Origin of the sequence: Tardiphaga sp. P9-11 (assembly GCF_008329525.1) — a bacterium.
Classification (GTDB): domain Bacteria; phylum Pseudomonadota; class Alphaproteobacteria; order Rhizobiales; family Xanthobacteraceae; genus Tardiphaga.
Genome location: NZ_NPKQ01000005.1, coordinates 117,699 through 137,189, shown reverse-complemented (window position 1 = coordinate 137,189; position 19,491 = coordinate 117,699). Strand labels below are relative to the sequence as shown.

Sequence of the window (19,491 nt, the reverse complement as noted above, 5' to 3'; positions counted from 1 at the left end):
GCCAGTTACTTCAGCTTCAGCCACCGCTTCAAATAACGCCGCCTGAACTTCTGCACGGCAAACTGTATACGCAACTGCAATTGCGCATGCCCTTTGCGATCAAGTGAACTCTTGAACACGCCGTTGAGCGAGCCTTGTTCGGCCAGCGGCGGTTCTGGCCACAGGAACGGGATGCCCATGGCAGGATCGCCAGTGTTGAAGGCGATGTCGATCGGCTCGTGCATCGGATGCCGCGCGATCCAGTCAAGCCGCGCCGAAGCCTCGGGCGCGCCCAGCACATAGGCTTCCATATTGCGCACGCGATTGCCGGAATAGACGATCTGGCCCGCGCGCAACTCCGATGCCGGGGTGTAAAAATTCGTCGCGGCGCCAAGATGCAGAATTCGCGGCCGTGGCCACTTTTCGGCTTCGTCAAGCACGCGCTTCAACTGGTCGCAGAAATCCGGCACCAGCAATGCGTCATCCTCGAAGATCAATGCCAGATCCTGGCCGCGCTCGCGAATGCGCTGCATGGCAACCACATGTTTCAGCGCGCAGGATTTCTGCCTCAGCGTCAGGTCAGCGCCTTCCGCGAAATAGGCGCGATCGACATCGGAGGTGATCTCGTCGGCATCGAAATCCAGCACCCACTCGAACTTGATGCCCGCACGGTCGAGCTCGCGCTGGATATGCTCCGTGCGCTCGGGCAACGACTTGGCATGGATCACATAGGCCGGCAGCATCGACGAGTGGTCTCCGGAACATCGTCCGGCACAATTAGCCGGACAGGAGCCCGTATAAGGTCAAAACCGGCATGAGGGAATGGCGCGCCGAGCCACAGCGCGGCGCCAGTTCCCCAATGCCCGGATGGGACTTCCCTTTGACCGCGACATGTGAGAGGGCGTGGCGGTATGTCACCGAGACCGCATCATGAGCCTTGAGTCCGTCCGCGCCTTTCTCGCCGCCAACGCCCCCGAATTGTCCATCACCGTCACCGACAAAAGCTCGGCCACGGTCGTTCTCGCCGCCGAGGCGTTGGGCGTCGAACCCGGCCAGATCGCCAAGACGCTGTCGGTGCGGGTCGGCGACCGGGTGGTGCTGGTGGTGACCAAGGGTACAGCGCGGCTCGACAACAAGAAGGCACGCGATGCGCTTGGCGGCAAGCCGCGCATGCTGGGAGCCGACGAGGTCGTTGCCCTCACCGGCCATCCGGTGGGCGGTGTCTGCCCGTTCGGCCTGGCAACGCCATTACAAGTCTACTGCGACGTGTCGCTGAAGGAATTCGCCGAGGTGTGGCCGGCGGCGGGCTCGGTCAACAGTTCGGTGCGGATGTCTCCGGCACAGATGGCCGAACTGACCGGGGCCAGCTGGGTCAATGTTTGCCAGGAGCCGGCGGTGGTGCAGGAGCAAGCTCCCGCGATGGGTTGAGGCAGCGAGAATAATTCACTGCCGTTGATTGTCGGCAGAGAACAAGCCAACCGTCATGCCGCACCAGAACAGTGCGGGTATTGCTATTTTTGTCGGGGGATCGACTTCCCCTGCGCGAGGCACGATTTTCCGGGTGTCGTCCCAGAGGACGCTCGGCTGCACAACAATATGTGCGGCCAAACCGGACAAGGACCATGCGCTTCAAAGCCCCGTCTCATCGCCCGCAGTCGTCGAAGACCTGGAAGCAGGTTGTGGCATCGATTGTGGCCGCAGCTGCAGCCGGACTGCAGTCCGCTGGCGCCTGAACGCGCTCGCAGACGTCCGCTGGCGCACTAACCGCTGGCGCCGAGGTTCCCGCGTTATCAAAATCTTGAGGGTATATAGCTAAGGTTGCGCCCGGCCGTGTGTAAATCGGCGGGGGGACCTCGAGATGCGGCTCTTGCCGATCACCGACGCCGACAGGAGCTGGGCTTCTCTGAAGTCACAGTGGCGGAAGGCCGCCGAGGCAGCCGAGGAAGACTTCTCCACTTACACCCAAGGCATTTTCGCCGCTTTGGACCCGGTCATGCAGGGCGGCAAGGGTGGGTTGTACGGCCTCTACGACGGCACCGTTCCGCAGGCTTTCTGCCAGGTCAGCAAACTTCTGATGCCCAAATTCGAAGGCCCCGTGCTGCGTTGCCGCTTCATGACCATGTCGCCAACCTACGACCTCGGGAGTGCCGGTCTCGATAAATATGGACAACTGCTGATCGAGCTGTTTTCCGGCATGGTCTGGCTGTCGCGCAACGCCCTCTCCGCCAGCCATATCCAGTTTCACCTGCGCAGCCCTGCCGACGCGCAGTTCCTCGCCCCGTTGCAGGCCCCTGTCCCAGACTCGCCGTTCCAGCGCTTCGCCATTCACGGTGCCTGGGTCGAATGCGACCTCAAGCTGCCCGAACTCGAAACAATGTAAGAGCGTGCAGCGCAATGCCGCGTGCCGCAAGCTTGCGCAGCGACATCGGCGATGATAGCCCGGTTGTACGATGACCGGACAAGCTAAGCCACGCACCAGGCGCAAGACAACCAATGGAGCCGCAGGCACGCCTTTGCTGCGACCGCTCAATCCAGTGCGCCGCCGCACCGAGGAGGTGGTCGAGCGTATCGCCGCCCAGATCACTGAAGGTCGCTTGCCAGCAGGCGCGCGCCTGCCGACCGAGCAAGCCATGATGGCGGCCATGGGCGTCAGCCGCACGGTCGTTCGCGAGGCGATTGCGGCACTCCGCGCCCGGGGTCTTGTAACCACCCGGCAAGGCGCCGGTGCCTTCGTCAACAGCGAGCCCGACCAGCAGCCTTATGCCATCGACCCCGACGGTCTGGGCTCAATCGGCAGCGTGATCGAAATTCTTGAACTGCGCACGGCCGTCGAGATAGAGGCTGCGGCTATAGCCAGCGAGCGCGCAACCTCTGCCCAGATCAGGGCCATTGCCAAAGCCGCGACTACCTTCAGTCGCGCCATCGCCAATGGCGACCGCGCAGTGAAGGAAGATTTTGACTTCCACTTCGCCATTGCTGTCGCCACGCAGAATGCACGCTTTGTCGGTTTTCTGGAATTCCTTGGCGGCCTTATCATACCGCGACAGAGCATCCGCACCTTCGATGGCAAGGTCGAATTGCAGAAGCGCTATCTCGAGAGCATCGAGAAGGAGCATCAAGTCATCGTCAATGCGATTAGTGCACGCTCGCCGCGCAAGGCTCGCGATGCCATGCGCCGGCATCTGTTGAACGGCAAGGAACGTTACAAGCAGTTGTCAGTCGATCCGGTCCAGTAGCTCACCTGAAGCCGAACGCGTGCGGCAGCGCCATCGAGAACCACGGCACGTAAGTCACCAGCATCAATACGGCGAACATCACCCAGTAAAACGGCCAGATCCCGCGCATCACTTCGTCCACCGAGACCTTGCCGATGGCGCAGCCGACGAACAGCGTGGTACCGACCGGCGGCGTCAGCAGGCCGATGCCAAGATTGAGTAGCATCACAATGCCGAAATGCACGGGATCGATTCCGAAACTCTTCACCACCGGCAGCAGGATCGGCGTGCAGATCAGCAGCAGCGGCGCGAGATCGAGCGCCGTGCCGAGGATCAGCAGCATGATATTGAGCCACATCAACAGCACGTATTTGTTCGACGAGATGGCGACGAAGAACTCGGTCATATGCGCCGGCATCCGCATCATGGCGGCGACATAGCCGAAGCAGGACGCGGTCGCGACCAGCGTCAGCACCATCGCCACCGTCTGTAGCGTCCGGTAGGTCAGCATCGGCAGCTCGGACCATTTGTAGTCGCGATAGATGAACATCGTGACGAAGAAGGCCCAGACGCACGCCACAGCGCCAGCCTCGATCGGCGTGAACACGCCTGTGAGAATGCCACCGAGCACGATCACCAGCGTGACGATGCCCCAGGTGGCATCCCCCAACATCTTCAGCGCCTGCTTCACTGGCACCGGCTCGCCCTTCGGATGACCATCGCGATAGGCAAAGTAGAGACACAGCAGCATGATCGCGAAACCAAGCAGCAGCCCGGGCACGATGCCTGCCAGGAACAGGCTGGTGATCGAGACCACGCCGCCGGTCGCCAGCGAATAGATCACCGCATTGTGGCTCGGCGGCACCAGGATCGCCTGGACCGAGGCGGAGATGGTCACATTGGTGGCGAACACCCGTGGATAACCCTTTGCCGCCATCTGCGGGATCATCACCGAGCCAATCGCCGACGTATCTGCGACCGACGAGCCGGAGATGCCGGACATGATGGTGGTGGCCAGAATATTAACTTGCGACAGGCCGCCGCGAATGCGCGTGAAGCCGACCACGACGGCAGCAAAATCCACCAGCCGCCGCGCCATACCGCCTTCCGCCATGATGGCACCGGCCAGCACGAAGAACGGCACGGTCAGCATCGACACCTTGCCAACGCCGCTGGAGAGTTGCTGCATCACGGCCGCAACAGGCAGATCGATCCACAGTGCACCGACCAGCGCCGAAAGCGCCAGCGCGAAGGCGATCGGCATGCCGACGGCGAAGAACAGACACATGCTGAGCAGAAGAACGGCGATGTCCATGTCGGATTTTCTTTGTTCTGGCTGGAGCTGATCGGCGAAGCTAGTCGAGAGGTATGTGTGCGTCGCTGCCATCCTGCGGCGGCGGACCGATGGTCAGGCGTTCGACGACAAAGAGAAACATCATCGCGCCGGAAACGGGGATCGGCATGTAGGTGATCCCGACGGACAACCAGGGAAATTCATCCACCGAATTGCCCCAAGTGGCCATCACCAGCTTCATACCCCAGATCACCATGAACAGTGCCACCGCAGCCATCAGCAACTCGCTGATAAAGGCGGCTGCGACACGCGCGCGAGGCGGCAGCAGGTTGGTACCCACGGTCATGTTCATGTGGATGCGCTGGCGATAGCAGTTGGCAGCGCCAATAAACGTCACCGCGATGGTCAGCAACACCGCCAGCGGCTCCGGCCAGGACGCCGCGCTGTTCAAAATGTAGCGGGTGTAAACAGCCCAAGGGATAATCGCAGAGATCAACACAAGCGCCAGGCAAGAAAACACGGCACCGGTCCAGTACAGAGCGTTCATGGCACGGCGGAATGCGTAAGCCGCACCATGGCTGGCCGTATCGGCGTGATGATTGGATGCAACCGGCAGTTTGGAAATAACGTCAGACATGAAGACCTCAGGTAACGCGGCGGAAGCGCAGGTCTATCCTGTCGTCCCCACGAAAGCGGGGACGACACATTGAGAACATGCCGCTAGCTCACCGCAGCAATGCGCTTGGTCATCTCGGCGTATTTCGCGCCATATTTATCCCACACCGGTTTCACGGCATCGCGAAAAGGCTGTTTGTCGATCGTCGTCACGATGTCGGTGCCGACTTCCTTCATCTTGTCGAGCGCAGTCTTCTCCGCCTCGTACCAAAGCGTGCGCTGCTCGAGCTGCGCTTCGCGGCCGAATTTCTTCAGCAATGCCTGATCGTCCGGCGTGAGCTTCGCCCATGACGCCTTCGAGAACACCAGCAATTCCGGAATGATCAGATGCTCGGTCATCGAGAAATACTTGGCGACCTGGAAGTGGTTCTGCGCCACGAAAGATGGCAAGTTGTTTTCGGCCCCATCGACGACGCCGGTTTGCATGGCGCTAAACACCTGATCAAAGCCCATGGCGACGCCATTGCCGCCGAGCGCGTTCATGGTGTCGATGAACAAGGGATTACCGATCATCCGGATCTTGAGACCCTTGAGATCGGCGAGCGTCTTGATCGGGCGTTTGCTGTTATAGATGTTGCGCGAGCCGGCATTCATCCAGCCAAGCGCGACCAGACCGGTTTTTTCGTTGGCCGTGATCTTGTTCAGCAGCTCGGTGCCGATCTCGCCGTCGAGGACCGCCTCCATGTGCTTCGAATCACGAAACACGAACGGCATATTGAAGACGTTGACGTCATCGACCACCGGGCCGACCGCACCGACAGAGATACGGGCGATCTGCAGTGCGCCGACCTGGGCCTGTTCGATGGCTTCCTTCTCGCCGCCGAGCTGCATGGACGGAAACATCTGAATGGTGAGCCGGCCGCTCGTGGCGGCATCCAGCTTCTTACCCATCCGCACCACGGATTCGACCGTGGGATAGCCGAGCGGATGGACGTCGGAAGCCTTCAGAACCATCTTGGTCTGCGCCCGCGCAGGCGTGAACCGCCCGAGACCAGTGGCACCAACCGCAAGCGCGGCCAGGCCGCCTTTAACGACATCTCTTCTCTTCATGGGCAAAATATTCATAAACCCAATCCTCCCTGTGAATTTCCCGACGCGGCGCATTGGCCGTTATTCTGCTTCGCCCCTTTGTGGGGTCGATCTTGTGGTCGCAACTCTAGAAGCGCACCGGCCCGCCGTCCATCGGCTTGTATCGGCAACGCATCCCAAAAGTTGTACGATGACCCGACATCTAGCACCGACATCGGAGGCCGGCAAGCGCGCGCCAGAACGGCCACGCAGAACTAAAGTTCAACCTGGGGTGCAGTGCAAAGAGAGGGCAGCTCATCCATCGTTCCCGGACGGATGCTTGGTCCCCACTGATTGATCGAGCGGAATCGGTGTAGAAAGAGGCATCTGTCACGACAGGAGTTCACCGTGCCAACTGAACGCTTTCAATTCCCCGGCGCAGCCGGCCAGATGCTGGCGGCGGCGCTCGACCTGCCCGATGGCGATGTCCATGCGTATGCGCTGTTCGCGCATTGTTTCACTTGCGGCAAAGATGTGCTCGCCGCGCGGCGCATCTCTACCGCGCTGACGTTCAAGGGCATCGCCGTGCTGCGCTTCGACTTCACTGGCCTCGGCTCCAGCGAGGGCGATTTCGCCAACAGTACCTTTTCGTCGAATGTCGCCGATCTCGTAAGAGCCGCCGACCATCTGCGCGAGATCCGCCAATCGCCTGCGATCCTGATCGGCCATAGCCTCGGCGGCGCCGCGATCCTCGCCGCGGCCGAACAAGTCCCGGAGGCCAAGGCCGTCGTCACCATCGCAGCACCCTCCGATCCCGCTCATGTCACCGACATGTTCGCCGAGCATGTCGACGCGATCCACGAAAAGGGCGAGGTCGAGGTCAAGCTCGCCGGTCGGCCATTCAGCATCAAGCGCGAATTCCTCGACGATATCGCCGAGCATAATCTGATGGCCAAGGTCGCCAGGCTGCACAAGGCGCTGCTGATCATGCATGCGCCCACAGACGACACTGTAGGCATCGACAACGCCACGAAGATTTTCGTCACTGCCAAACATCCGAAAAGTTTCGTCTCGCTGGCGGGCGCCGATCATCTGCTGACGCAGAAACATGACGCGATCTATGTCGCCGACGTCATCGCCGCCTGGGCCGGGCGCTATCTCGATCCTGTTGCCATGACGCCGGTGGCCAGCCTGCCAGAAGAACCGCGCAGGGTGGTAGTGAGCGAGACGCGCGCCAATAAATTCCAGCAAGTCATCAATGTCGGCCCGCATCGCCTGCTCGCGGACGAACCTGTGGCCGCCGGCGGCGAGGACACCGGCCCTGGACCGTATGATCTGCTGCTCAGCGCGCTCGGCGCCTGCACTGCAATGACGATGCGGCTCTATGCCGATCGCAAGGTACTGCCGATGGACCACATCACGGTAACGCTGAACCACAAGAAGATTTACGCGAAAGATTGTGATGAGTGCGAGACCAAGGACGGCATGCTCGACCAGATTGAGCGCGTCATCACGATCGACGGCAAGCTCGACGCCGAGCAGCGCGCAAAGCTCATGGAGATCGCTGACAAGTGCCCGGTACACCGGACACTAACATCTGAGATCAGGATCGTGACGAAGGCTTCGGAGTAAGCGCGTCGCTGACGCGCATTTACCTGTTAGGGTCCGGATAGACCAGACTGCGCCAGCCAGAGCGATCGAACGGCGCCCATGCGCCTTCCTTCTGCGCAAGGCGCTCGGCCACCGCATAGACCACCGCGGGGTGATGGCCCATACCGCAATGGCTGCTCTCGACCTCGATGCTCTCGGACATCGCGGACGATTTCTCCATGCAGCCCTGCCATGCACAGACGCCGTCGCTGCGGCTGAAGATCGCCGTGGTCGGCACCGGCGGCGTATCGGCGAGCGAGCCCCCGAAACTATCGTCGGTATCGTCAGCACGCTTGCCGCTGGCGAATTCATAGACGCGCCAGGCGTTGGTGGATTTCGGATGGCCGGCGAACGGGCTGCCCAGCGTAATCACCGACCGCACGCGCTCCGGCATCATCTTGGCGAGTTGGCGCGCATAGAGGCCACCGAGACTCCAGCCGACCACGCTCACTTTGCGGCCGTGGGTCTCGTTCATCTCTTTCAGCAGTTCGACCATGCTGTCCTGCACGCCGTCGCGCAGGCCGAGATTGCGGCCCTGCTTCCAGCCGCTCACCGCATAGCCGCGCCCCTTGAGGAAGGTGCGGAGCGGACCGGTCGACACATCCGATGCTACGAGGCCCGGCAGCACCATCACCGGATGGCCATCGCCACGCGGCGCGAGATTCAGCAGCGGCAACGCTCCGAGAAAAGCTCCGAATTCGTGGACCGCACGGCCTTCAAGAAACATCAGGGTTTTGGACGGGGGACGCTGCGCCTGGGCCGTAGCCGACATCTGATTTCCTCTCGCCGGCGCGTTGGCCGGTCATACCGATTGATTTGAAAGCAGCCTCACAAGAAGGGCATCACGCAACGCATCGAACAAGTATCAGTTCACTGAAGTTAAGGCCGGGTTTGCGGCAGTTCAAGCGCATCCGGATACCCACCTCCCAAGCTGCTTCCGCATTGCGGAATGACGCGTCACAGCAAGCGCAGCAGATATTCGATCGTGTAGAGCGCCAGACCGGCGAGCCCCCCGATCAGCGAGCCGTTGAAGCGGATATATTGCAGATCCCTGCCGATATTGACTTCGATGACGCCGATCAGCTGGCCCATGTCCCATGACTTCACCTGATCGGCAATGAATGTCGACACGCCGCTCTTCTGATCGGCAATGAATGTGCGCAGCACCACGACGATGCCCTGGTTGATCTCGCCGCGCATCTCGGCATCGGCGCGCAGCGCTGCGCCGGCCTCGACGAACACGTTGGCGAGATGATGTGCCAGTACATTGCTTTCACCTGATGCACTGCGCTCGATGAAGCCGCGCGCATTGTTCCAGAGATTGCGACCAAGCTCTGCGAGCTCCGGCCGCGCCAAGAGGTCGCGCTTCAAACCATCGATGCGGCCGGTGAAACCCGGCTCGGTCTCGAGTCGATCGACGAAGGATACCAACATGCGATCGAACTCGCCGCGGAACGGATGCGCGGGATCCTTGCGGACATCGTCGAAGAACGTCGTGGCGGAAGCGACGATGCGTTTCAGCAGAAATGCATCGGCGCGGTAGAGCTTCAACAATGTCGGCAGTTCATCGCGAATCTTGTTCTTGATGATCGCCAGCGTGTCGGGCTCGGTCAGCGCGCCATGCATGGCGCCGAGCAGATTGTCGAGCAGGCCCTGATGGCGACCATCGCGAATGAAGCCGCGCATGGTGCCGGCAGCGATGGGCGCGAGATCAACGGACTGCAACTGCGTCATCACGCGGCGGACGAGGAAGGTCTTGAGACCGGAGGTTTCCGTTGCCGACATCGCCTCCGGCAACAGACGCAGCACGAAACGCGCGAGATCGGCTGATCGCTTCTTGTCGCTCAGCCAGTCGGCAATGAAACTTGCGAAATCCACCTCGCGCAATTTGGCCTCGACCGGCCCGGCTTCGAGGAAATGCACCTCGATGAACTCGCCGAGCTTGTCGGCAATACGATTCTGATTCGCCTGGATGATCGCCGTGTGCGGAATCGGTAGACCCAGCGGGCGGCGAAACAGCGCGACGACAGCATACCAGTCGGCCAATCCACCGATGGTCGCGGCTTCCGCGAAGGCCGCAACGAATCCGAATGCGGGGTGAATCGGCAGCAGTATTTTTGCACCGATAAACACCACGAGACAGCTCGCCAGCACCAGCGCCGCTATCGCCTTGACGCGGCGCAACTCTGCTGCGCGTGCAGCGTCGCCGGGACTTGCGAAAGACGAAAAACTGTTTGCGTCCATGGGCTTCCCTAAACGGTCACGATCACAGGTTCCCGCTGTTAACATAATGTCGGACAATGTGAGTCGCTGCCGTTAACCTTTCTTAAAGATGTCGCTCGCGGAACCTGCTCCGCGTGGTAAATCTCGATTCGAACTTGCGAGGTGCGCTTCGCTTTGATGCGCACCGAAGACCGTTTTGGGAATTTCATGAGCGAATCATTGTCGTACCGCCCCGCCCGCGATCCGCTACCGGATCAGGAACAGAAGCAGGCCGCGCTGAGCTATCTCAACGAAGCCTGGGCGGAAGCGCGACATGACGGCGTCGATGGCGATTGCCTCGCGCAGGCCAGCCTGTTCGCCGCATTCGCCGAGCTCGTCGGCACCTATGGCGAAGACGCCGTGGCGAAGTTCGTCGAGGGTCTTCCGGGCCGCGTGCGCAATGGCGAATTTTCGCTGACGCTGGCACGGCAGTAAGAAGCAGCTATTAAAGACTGCGCTTCATTAAAGCGCTTGTCGTGCGATGTTATCGCCCGACTTGACAGGGTGCCCCAGTAGACACCGCCACCTGTCATTAAACTCGACTATCTCGGATACTGGATCACCCGCTTTCGCGGGTGATGACATTGAGAGCTAGGTGCGCCAGGCAGAGCTACGCCCCGCGTGTTCTCATCAAGCCTTCAGCGTCTCGAGGAACTTCACCGTCTCGCCCTGCGACGGCGTGACCAGTTCGCCCTGCCACATCACCTTGCGTCCGCGCACGAAGGTGCCGACGGGCCAGCCGGTGACTTTCACACCGTCATAGGGCGTCCAGCCGGCTTTAGAGGCCACCCAATCATTGGTGATGGTCTCTGTGCGCTTCATGTCCACGATGGTGAAATCGGCGTCATAACCGGCTGCAATGCGGCCCTTCATGGCGATGTTGTAAAGCCGCGCCGGACCAGCGCTCGACAGATCGACGAAGCGCGCCAGCGACAGGCGGCCCGCATTCACATGATCCAGCATCAGCGGCACCAGCGTCTGCACACCGGTCATGCCTGAGGGCGAGGCTGGATAGACCTTCTGCTTTTCCTCGAGCGTATGCGGCGCGTGATCAGAGCCGAGCACGTCGATGATGCCCTGGGCGATACCGTTCCAGATGCCGTCGCGGTGGCTGGCATCGCGTACCGGCGGATTCATCTGCGTCAGCGTGCCCAGCCGTTCATAGCATTCCGGCGCGACAAGCGTGAGGTGATGCGGCGTTGCTTCGCAGGACGCGACGTCCTTGTGGTCGCGCAGGTAGTCGATTTCTTCTTTGGTCGAGATATGCAGAACATGAATGCGCTTGCCGGTCTCGCGCGCAAGGTTGACCAGCCGCTGCGTCGCCATCAACGCCGCAGTCTCGTCGCGCCACACCGGGTGCGAACGGGTGTCGCCTTCGATGCGCAGGTTCTTGCGTTCATTGAGGCGATATTCGTCCTCGGCATGGAAGGCGGCGCGGCGCTTGATGACCTGGAAGATGCGGCGAAGGCTGTCGTCGTCCTCGACCAGCAGCGCGCCGGTGGATGAGCCGATGAATACTTTCACGCCGGCGCAGCCGGGCGCGCGTTCCAGCTCCGGCAGGTCCTGCACGTTCTCGCGGGTGCCACCGATGAAGAAGGCATAATCGCAATGCATGCGATGATGACCCCGCTTCACCTTGTCGGTGAAGGTGGCTTCGTCGATGGTCAGCGGATTGGTATTCGGCATTTCGAACACGCCGGTGACGCCGCCCATCACGGCGCTGCGTGATCCGGTCTCCAGGTCTTCCTTCTGCTCGAGGCCCGGCTCGCGGAAATGCACCTGGGTGTCGATCACGCCGGGCAGGATGTGCAGCCCCTTGCAGTCGATTACTTCAGCGGCCGAGGCCGCACCGAGCGATCCGATGGCCGCGATTCGGCCATTGCGGATGCCGATGTCGCGCACGCCCTCGCCGTCCTGATTGACGACGGTGCCGTTCTTCAAAATGGTATCGAATGTCTGGGTCATCTGGTCTCGTCACAGCCTGTGAATGGCGCGCTGGATGAGCGCGGGCCTTGTTGTCGGCATCTTAGCGGCTTAACTTTAGCTGTCATATCCGCCAGCCGTGATTCACCCTTGTTTCCTGGCTCGTTTATTGGATTTTTCGAGATTTTCCCAATGAAAGCAGCGTTTCTCCCCGATCGGGGTGTGGTGAAAATCGCCGGCGACGACGCCCGCGGTTTTCTCAACAACCTCGTGACCTCCGAGATCGAGGGGGTGGCGCCTGGCCTCGCCCGGTTCGGCGCACTGCTGACGCCGCAGGGCAAGATCATCGCCGACTTCCTCATCGCCGAAGCGCCGGCCGGCCATGGCGGCGGGCTCCTGATCGACTGCCCGCGCGAACTGGCACAACCGCTGGCCACCAAGCTCGGCTTCTACAAGCTGCGCGCCAAGGTGACGGTAGAGAATCTCTCCGACGCGCTCGGCGTGCTTGCGGTGTGGGACGGCGAGCCCGGCATGAAGCCGGACCTGACCTTTGCCGATCCGCGCAACACTGCGCTCGGCTACCGCATCCTCGTGCCGGCGGATCTCGCCGCGAAGACGGCTGCGCTGGTTGGGGCCGAACTGGTCGATGCATCAGCCTATGACGCGCATCGCATCAGGCTCGGCGTGCCGCGTGGCGGCGCCGACTTTGCCTATGGCGACGCATTTCCACATGAGGCCAATATGGACAAGCTCGGCGGCGTCGATTTCGACAAGGGTTGTTACATCGGCCAGGAGGTCGTCTCCCGCATGCAGCATCGCGGCACCGCGCGCACGCGCATTGTCGGCGTCATGCTGGATGGCACGGCGCCGGCCGCCGGCACCGAAATCCGCGCTGCGGACAAGCCGATCGGCACCATGGGCTCGTCTGCCGATGGCCGTGGCCTCGCGATGATCCGCACCGACCGCGCCACCGATGCGCTCGATGCCGGTGCGGCTTTCACGGCCGGAGATATCGCGATCCATCTCACTGACGCCGCTGCGGTTCGCGCGCTGGCTACGAAGAAAAATGTCGCATGAGCAAACCTGCGATCACGCATGCTGACGGCAAGACGCGCTGCCCGTGGCCGGGTGAAGATCCATTCTATGTCGCCTATCACGACACCGAATGGGGCGTGCCGGAATATGACGACCGCGCGCTCTACGAAAAGCTGATCCTCGATGGCTTCCAAGCCGGCCTCTCCTGGATCACCATCCTGCGCAAGCGCGACAATTTTCGCAAAGCATTCGATGATTTCCAGCCGGAGAAGATCGCGCGCTACAGCGAGAAAAAAGTTCATGCGCTGATGAACGATGCCGGCATCGTGCGCAACCGCGCCAAGATCGAAGGCGCGATCCTCAGTGCCAAAGGCTATCTGAAGATCATGGAGGAAGGCGCCGGCTTCTCGAAATATCTGTGGGACTTCGTCGACGGCAAACCGCTGGTCAACAACTTCAAGGCCCATGGCAGCGTGCCTGCCTCGACACCGCTATCGGCCAAGATCTCGAAAGACCTGCAGGCGCGCGGCTTCAAATTCGTCGGCCCGACCATCGTCTATGCCTTTATGGAGGCCACAGGCATGGTCAACGATCATCTCGTGACCTGCTTTTGCCACGAGGCCTGCATGGGCCTGAAGCGCAAGCCGCGCCTCAAGGCAAAGTAGCAGCAAGAAACTCAAGACCAAGAACCGATGGCCAAATCAAAATTCTCCACTGACGTCACCACCCGCGCCTGGCAACGCATGCTGTCGGGCCGGCGGCTTGATCTGCTCGATCCCTCGCCGCTGGATATCGAAATTGCCGATATTGCCCACGGGCTGGCGCGCGTCGCGCGCTGGAACGGGCAGACCCACGGCGCGCATATTTTCTCGGTGGCACAGCACACGCTTCTCGTGGAAGCCGTGTTGCGCGAGCAGATGCCGCGCGCCGACGAGCGCGTACGGCTCGCGGCCCTGCTGCATGACGCGCCGGAATATGTCATCGGCGACATGATCTCGCCGTTCAAAGCGGTGATCGGCGGCGATTACAAGGTGATCGAGAATCGCCTGCTCGGCGCCATCCACATCCGCTTCGGCCTGCCGCCAGTCCTGGTCGAGGGGATCACCAAGCAGATCAAGGCCGCCGATATGGGCGCCGCCTATCTGGAAGCCACATGCCTTGCAGGCTTCAAGGAAGCCGAGGCAAAGCGTTTGTTCGGCAAGGACCCCGGCCTCTCGGAAGCCATGGTGGAAGATTACCTGACGCCGTGGTCGGCGGGGAAGGCTGAGAAGCGGTTTCTGGCGCGGTTTGAGGCGCTGCTGGCGTAATTTAAACTCAGTCATGCCCGGGCATGACGTGGAGAGAATGGAGCGTTATAACGACGCTCAACAAAAAGGCTCCCCCGATGATCCACGTCTGCTCGCTCGCCGATCTGCATCCCACCGTGAAGGACACGGCCGCGAGCCACGTGCTCACCATCATGGCCAATGTCGCGCAGGTGCAGCGACCGCCGTCTATCTCGGAGGCCAACCATCTCAGGGTGCAGGTCGACGACATCACCGAGGCGATCGACGGCTTTGTCGCGCCGAACGAGGGCCACATCGCGCAGGTGCTGGACTTCGCCCGCGACTGGGACCGCACCGCACCGCTGGTGATCCACTGCTATGCCGGCATCTCGCGCTCGACGGCCAGCGCCTTCGCCGCCGCCTGCATGCTCAATCCGGATCGCGACGAGCGCGATATCGCGCTGCGCATCCGCGCGGCCTCGCCGATCGCCTCCCCCAACCGCCTGCTCGTGACCCTCGCCGACAAGGCGCTCGGCCGCGGCGGCCGCATGGTCCGCGCGCTCGACGAGATGGGCCCCGGCAATCTGACCGTGATCGGCAAGCCGTTTCGCCTCGATCTGGATTAATTCCAGCAATTATACGCGGCGCGTGAACTAAAGTTCTCCACGACAACACATAGAGTGGCCATGTCCCCGGACTCCGTTCCGGGGCATGATTGGCGCGCGTCCTGTTTCCAGAAGGTTTGATAGTCGATGTTCGATGATTTCGGTTTCGTCACGCTGGTGATTGCCATCGTTGCCTTCATCTTCGCGCGCAAGGCGCGCAATGAAGTAAAGGTGCTGCGCGCCCGGGTCGACGCCTATGAGGCGCTGCCGCGCGTGGCAGCAACGCCGGCCGCCGTCGCAAGGCCGGACCTCACACCGACCGCGCCGAACATTGCATCTGCCCCTGCCGTATCCGAGACTCCAACCGAGGTGATCCGCGAAGCTGCCCCCTCGATCCAGCCGGATATCCCTGCTCACACTGCGCCCGACCCCGCCGCGCCTGTGGAAACTCCTGCGGCTGGCCCCGGCTTCGAGGAACGCATCGGCACCCGCTGGGTGGTCTGGGTCGGCGGCCTCACGCTGGCACTCGGCGGCTTCTTCATGGTGCGCTATTCCATCGAGGCCGGCCTGCTCGGCCCCGAAGTGCGCGTGCTGCTCGGCGGCCTGTTTGCACTCGCGCTACTTGGGGTCGGCGAGTTCGCGCGCCGCAAGGAAAGCCTCTCGGCAATCGCATCGCTGCCTATCGCCAATATTCCGGCGATCCTCACGGCGGCCGGCACTGCCGTCGCCTTCGCCACGGTCTATGCAGCCTATGCGCTCTATAACTTCCTCGTCCCCGGCACGGCCTTCGCCCTGCTCGGCATCGTCGCCATGTGCACCATGGCTGCGGCCTTGCTGCACGGCCCGGCGCTTGCGGGCCTCGGTATCGTTGCCGCGTTCGTGACGCCGGTGCTGGTATCGTCGGGCAAGCCGGATTACTGGGCGCTCTATATCTATCTCGCCATCGTCATGGCGGCCGCCTTCGGCCTCGCGCGTATCCGGCTGTGGCGCTGGCTGGCGCTGACCACCATCACCTTCGCGACGCTATGGACCCTGCCAGGCCTCGACGTTGGCACCCCGGCGCTCGCACCCCATGCGTTCCATGTCTTGGCCGGCTTCCTCCTCGCCGCGCTGCTGGTCGTCTGCGGCTTCATGTATGGCCCGCCGGCGGAAGAAGGCCGCATCGAAGGCATCTCGTCGGGCGCCCTCAGTGCGAGCCTGCTCAGCGCGACGCTGGTGGTGCTCTCGAGCTTCCATGCCGACATCGCCATGGTGACCTTTGCGCTCATCGTCGCCGGCACGCTGTTCGTCGCGTGGTATGCCCAAGCGGCCACCGTGGCTGTTGCCGTGGCCGCAGGCTTCGTCGCCGTGGTCTTCCTGGAGTGGGCCATCCAGGGCAATCTCGACATGCTGGTACTGCCCGGCGGACCGCTGGCCGGTATCGGCGCCAGCCCTGTGGAAAGCTCGGTGTCGCTGCATCTCGCATCCGCCGCGCTCTTCGCCATCGGCTTCGGTGTGCTCGGCTTTCTCGCCCAGGGCCGCTCCGTCAATGCCGTCATTCCGGTGATCTGGTCGGGCGCCGCGGTGTTCACGCCGCTGGCGCTGCTGATCGCGCTCTATGCCCGCATCGCGCATCTCGATCGCTCGATCCCCTTCGCCATTCTCGCCGTGATCATCGGCGCAGCCTCCGCGGCCGCCACCGAACTACTTGGCAAGCGCGAGCCACGTCCGGGCCTCGCGATCTCCACCGCGCTGTACGCCACCGGCACGCTCGGCGCGCTGGCGCTGGGGCTGACCTTTGCACTGGAGAAGGGCTGGCTCACCATCGCGCTGTCGTTGATGGCACTGGGCACCGCCTGGATCTCCATGCAGCGGCCGATCCCGTTCCTGCGCTGGCTCGCAGCGATCCTCGCCGGCATCGTCGTCGCCCGCATGGGCTGGGAGCCCCGCGTGGTCGGCGATCTCGTCGGCACCACGCCGATCTTCAACTGGCTGCTATGGGGTTACGGCGTGCCGGCTGCCTCGTTCTGGGCCGCCAGCATCCTGATGCGCCGCCGCGGCGATGACGCACCGCTGCGCATGGTGGAATCTGCTGCCATCCTGTTTACGGTACTGCTGGCCTTCATGGAGATCCGCCACTTCGTGAATGGCGGCGATGTCTATCGGTCCTCCTCGAGCCTCACCGAAGTCGCGCTGCAGGTCTGCGTCGCGCTGGCCATGGCAATCGGACTGGAACGCCTGTGGGAGCGGAGCCGCAGCATCGTGCACAGCGTCAGTGCCGGGTTGCTGACGCTGTTCGCCGGCGTCGCAAGTCTCGGCGGGTTGCTGTTCATCACCAATCCCGGCATCTGGCATATCGATGTCGGCGGCGTGATCTTCAACCTGCTGCTGCTCGGCTATGCCCTGCCCGCGGTGCTCGCCCTGCTGCTGTCCTATGCCGTCGCCGGCCGTCGCAAACCAGCCTATGGCAACACCATCGCCGGTGGCGCGCTGGTGCTGGCTTTGATGTATGTGACGCTCGAAATCCGCCGCATCTATCACGGGCCGATTTTCTACAACGCCTCGATCACCGATGCCGAGCAATATACGCTGTCGATCGCGTGGCTCGGCTTTGGCGTCGTGCTGCTCGGCATCGGCATCCTGTTCAACTCGCAGCGCGCCCGGCTCGCCTCTGCCGTGGTGATTGCACTGACGATCCTCAAAGCGTTCCTAATCGACATGTCGTCGCTCACCGGCGTCTACCGCGCCCTGTCTTTCATGTGCCTCGGCCTCGTGCTGGTGGCCATCGGCTGGCTGTATCAGCGCATCCTGTTCTCCAGGCGCAAGGCGCAGGCACCGACAGTGGCTCCGGCGGCGGAAAGCTAACATCAACCGGGCGCAATTCCCGCTTGCGCATTCCCTGTGATCGTCAATGATACCGATCGCGGCGATCCCCGGCCTTAAACCGGGGATCGCCGCATAAAAGCATCCGCGCACCAAGCGCGAGAGCCAAAAAAGATCGGGAGCTCCATGAACGTCCAGGGAAAGATCGCCACAGATTCGTCCGTCGCAAACTCCGCCGAACATGTCGATGTCATCATTGTCGGCGCCGGCATTTCCGGCATCGGCGCCGCCTATCATCTGACGAAGCAGAATCCGGATACGCGTTTTCTGGTCCTAGAGACGCAGGGCAGTTTCGGCGGCACGTGGCATACCCATCGCTATCCCGGCATCCGATCCGACAGCGACCTTCATACGTTCGGCTATCGCTTCAAGCCATGGACCTCGGCGCCCATCGCCACCGCTGCGGAAATCCTGCGCTATATGGGTGACGTGATCGCCGAGAACGGCCTCGGCGCGCATATCCGCTACAAGCACAAGATCCTCTCCGCCAACTGGTCGAATGACGACAAGCTCTGGACGCTGACGGTCGTCCGTCACGATACCGGGGAGGCGCTGAACTTCACCACACGTTTTCTCTGGATGTGCCAGGGCTATTACAACCACAGTCAGGGCTACACGCCGCAATGGCCCGGCATGAACCGGTTCAAGGGCCGCATGGTGCATCCACAGACCTGGCCGGAGGACCTCGACATCACCGGCAAGAAAGTCGTGGTGATCGGCTCTGGCGCGACTGCGGCGACTCTGGTGCCGGCCATCGCCGACAAATGCGCCGAAGTCACCATGCTACAGCGCTCACCGACCTTCTTCATCACCGGCCGCAACGCCAATGCTCTGGCAGAGACGCTGCGCGAGCTGGATGTCGACGAAGAATGGGTCCACGAGATCGTCCGCCGCAAGATCCTGTTCGATCAGCAGGCCTTCACCAAGCGGACGAACAGTGAACCGGAGGTGGTGAAAGAGGAATTGCTGAAAGGCGTGCAGGCCTATCTCGGCAAGGACTACGACATCGCCACACATTTCACGCCACGCTACCGGCCATGGCGGCAGCGTATCGCCTTCATTCCGGATGGCGACCTGTTCCAGAGCATCAAGGCCGGTAAGGCGACCGTAGTCACCGACGAAATCGAGACCTTTACCGAGGGCGGCATCGCACTGAAATCCGGCAAGACGATCGACGCCGATGTGGTCGTCACCGCCACCGGCTTCGACCTCAATGTGCTCGGCGATATCGCCTTCTCCACCGATGGCACACCGCTGAATTTCTCCGACACTGTGACCTATCGCGGTATGATGTTCACCGGCGTGCCAAATTTGGTATGGATTTTCGGTTATCTCCGCGCCAGCTGGACGCTGCGCGTCGATCTCGTTGCCGATTTCGTCTGCGGCCTGCTGAAACATATGGACGAGACCGGTGCGACGACGGTGAGGCCGATGCTGCGGCCTGAGGACAGCGACATGCCGCTGCTGCCATGGATTGATCCCGAGGACTTCAACCCGGGGTATATCATGCGCGGCATGCACCTGCTGCCGAAGCGCGGCGACAAGCAGGAGTGGCAGCACAACCAGGACTACTGGAGCGACAAGGACGTGTTTCCGGCGATCGACTATGACGACCCGATCTTCAGATACACGTAACAAACGTCCAACACATCGCGCACTTGTCCAAGCATTGCGCAAACTTAATTGACGATCATGAAACCGTTTCGCGGTTCAGTTAT

At 61.9% G+C, this 19,491-nt stretch carries 18 protein-coding genes; 11 read left to right on the top strand and 7 right to left on the bottom strand.

Features of this window, described 5'->3' with window-relative positions:
- Window positions 1–5: 5 nt before the first annotated feature.
- Window positions 6–722, bottom strand: coding sequence for a glycosyltransferase family 25 protein (locus CIW50_RS18385; protein WP_149532656.1), 717 nt, complete (start codon window positions 720–722; stop codon window positions 6–8).
- Window positions 723–909: 187 nt separating this feature from the next.
- Here CIW50_RS18385 and CIW50_RS18380 point away from each other — a divergent pair, with 187 nt between their 5' ends.
- The 3 genes from CIW50_RS18380 to CIW50_RS18370 all read left to right on the top strand — a co-directional run bounded on the left by CIW50_RS18380 (window position 910) and on the right by CIW50_RS18370 (window position 3,215).
- On the top strand, window positions 910–1,407 hold the full coding sequence (locus tag CIW50_RS18380) for a YbaK/EbsC family protein (protein ID WP_149532655.1): 498 nt from the start codon (window positions 910–912) through the stop codon (window positions 1,405–1,407).
- Window positions 1,408–1,846: 439 nt separating this feature from the next.
- Complete coding sequence (locus CIW50_RS18375) at window positions 1,847–2,359, top strand: hypothetical protein (protein WP_149532654.1); 513 nt, start codon at window positions 1,847–1,849, stop codon at window positions 2,357–2,359.
- 70 nt (window positions 2,360–2,429) lie between these two features.
- Window positions 2,430–3,215: a FadR/GntR family transcriptional regulator gene (locus CIW50_RS18370; protein ID WP_149532653.1), complete on the top strand. Its 786-nt coding sequence runs from the start codon at window positions 2,430–2,432 to the stop codon at window positions 3,213–3,215.
- Window position 3,216: 1 nt separating this feature from the next.
- On the opposite strand, the gene CIW50_RS18365 is transcribed toward CIW50_RS18370, so the two are convergent.
- The 3 genes from CIW50_RS18365 to CIW50_RS18355 all read right to left on the bottom strand — a co-directional run bounded on the left by CIW50_RS18365 (window position 3,217) and on the right by CIW50_RS18355 (window position 6,228).
- Window positions 3,217–4,509 (bottom strand): TRAP transporter large permease, encoded by a 1,293-nt coding sequence (locus CIW50_RS18365; RefSeq protein ID WP_089265860.1) that lies wholly within the window; start codon window positions 4,507–4,509, stop codon window positions 3,217–3,219.
- A 40-nt stretch (window positions 4,510–4,549) separates the two neighbouring features.
- On the bottom strand, window positions 4,550–5,125 hold the full coding sequence (locus tag CIW50_RS18360; RefSeq protein WP_149532652.1) for a TRAP transporter small permease: 576 nt from the start codon (window positions 5,123–5,125) through the stop codon (window positions 4,550–4,552).
- 83 nt (window positions 5,126–5,208) lie between these two features.
- Window positions 5,209–6,228 (bottom strand): TRAP transporter substrate-binding protein, encoded by a 1,020-nt coding sequence (locus CIW50_RS18355; RefSeq protein WP_246664338.1) that lies wholly within the window; start codon window positions 6,226–6,228, stop codon window positions 5,209–5,211.
- A gap of 351 nt (window positions 6,229–6,579) precedes the next feature.
- Between CIW50_RS18355 and CIW50_RS18350 the strand changes: the two genes are divergently transcribed.
- Window positions 6,580–7,803, top strand: a complete 1,224-nt coding sequence (locus CIW50_RS18350; protein ID WP_149532651.1) for a bifunctional alpha/beta hydrolase/OsmC family protein — start codon at window positions 6,580–6,582, stop codon at window positions 7,801–7,803.
- 19 nt (window positions 7,804–7,822) lie between these two features.
- Here the strand turns inward: CIW50_RS18350 and CIW50_RS18345 are convergent, their stop codons facing one another.
- Window positions 7,823–8,593 (bottom strand): esterase/lipase family protein, encoded by a 771-nt coding sequence (locus tag CIW50_RS18345; RefSeq protein WP_149532650.1) that lies wholly within the window; start codon window positions 8,591–8,593, stop codon window positions 7,823–7,825.
- 185 nt (window positions 8,594–8,778) lie between these two features.
- A complete protein-coding gene (locus CIW50_RS18340) occupies window positions 8,779–10,065 on the bottom strand; it encodes a DUF445 domain-containing protein (protein WP_149532649.1) in 1,287 nt (428 codons plus the stop codon).
- A 186-nt stretch (window positions 10,066–10,251) separates the two neighbouring features.
- On the opposite strand from CIW50_RS18340, the gene CIW50_RS18335 reads away from it, so the two are divergent.
- A complete protein-coding gene (locus CIW50_RS18335; protein ID WP_068730348.1) occupies window positions 10,252–10,518 on the top strand; it encodes a hypothetical protein in 267 nt (88 codons plus the stop codon).
- Between the two features lie 195 nt (window positions 10,519–10,713).
- On the opposite strand, the gene CIW50_RS18330 is transcribed toward CIW50_RS18335, so the two are convergent.
- Window positions 10,714–12,048: a dihydroorotase gene (locus CIW50_RS18330; RefSeq protein ID WP_149532648.1), complete on the bottom strand. Its 1,335-nt coding sequence runs from the start codon at window positions 12,046–12,048 to the stop codon at window positions 10,714–10,716.
- Between the two features lie 150 nt (window positions 12,049–12,198).
- Here CIW50_RS18330 and ygfZ point away from each other — a divergent pair, with 150 nt between their 5' ends.
- The 6 genes from ygfZ to CIW50_RS18300 all read left to right on the top strand — a co-directional run bounded on the left by ygfZ (window position 12,199) and on the right by CIW50_RS18300 (window position 19,408).
- A complete protein-coding gene (gene ygfZ / locus CIW50_RS18325; protein ID WP_149532647.1) occupies window positions 12,199–13,083 on the top strand; it encodes a CAF17-like 4Fe-4S cluster assembly/insertion protein YgfZ in 885 nt (294 codons plus the stop codon).
- Entirely contained in the window at window positions 13,080–13,706 is a 627-nt protein-coding gene (locus tag CIW50_RS18320) for a DNA-3-methyladenine glycosylase I (RefSeq protein ID WP_149532646.1), read from the top strand. Before ygfZ ends, CIW50_RS18320 begins: the two co-directional genes overlap by 4 nt.
- A 27-nt stretch (window positions 13,707–13,733) precedes the next feature.
- Window positions 13,734–14,348, top strand: coding sequence for a YfbR-like 5'-deoxynucleotidase (locus CIW50_RS18315; RefSeq protein ID WP_149532645.1), 615 nt, complete (start codon window positions 13,734–13,736; stop codon window positions 14,346–14,348).
- 77 nt (window positions 14,349–14,425) lie between these two features.
- Window positions 14,426–14,932, top strand: coding sequence for a tyrosine phosphatase family protein (locus tag CIW50_RS18310; RefSeq protein WP_149532644.1), 507 nt, complete (start codon window positions 14,426–14,428; stop codon window positions 14,930–14,932).
- 126 nt (window positions 14,933–15,058) lie between these two features.
- Window positions 15,059–17,755, top strand: coding sequence for a DUF2339 domain-containing protein (locus CIW50_RS18305; RefSeq protein WP_149532643.1), 2,697 nt, complete (start codon window positions 15,059–15,061; stop codon window positions 17,753–17,755).
- Between the two features lie 144 nt (window positions 17,756–17,899).
- Window positions 17,900–19,408: a flavin-containing monooxygenase gene (locus CIW50_RS18300; RefSeq protein ID WP_149532642.1), complete on the top strand. Its 1,509-nt coding sequence runs from the start codon at window positions 17,900–17,902 to the stop codon at window positions 19,406–19,408.
- The last annotated feature ends 83 nt before the right edge of the window (window positions 19,409–19,491 follow it).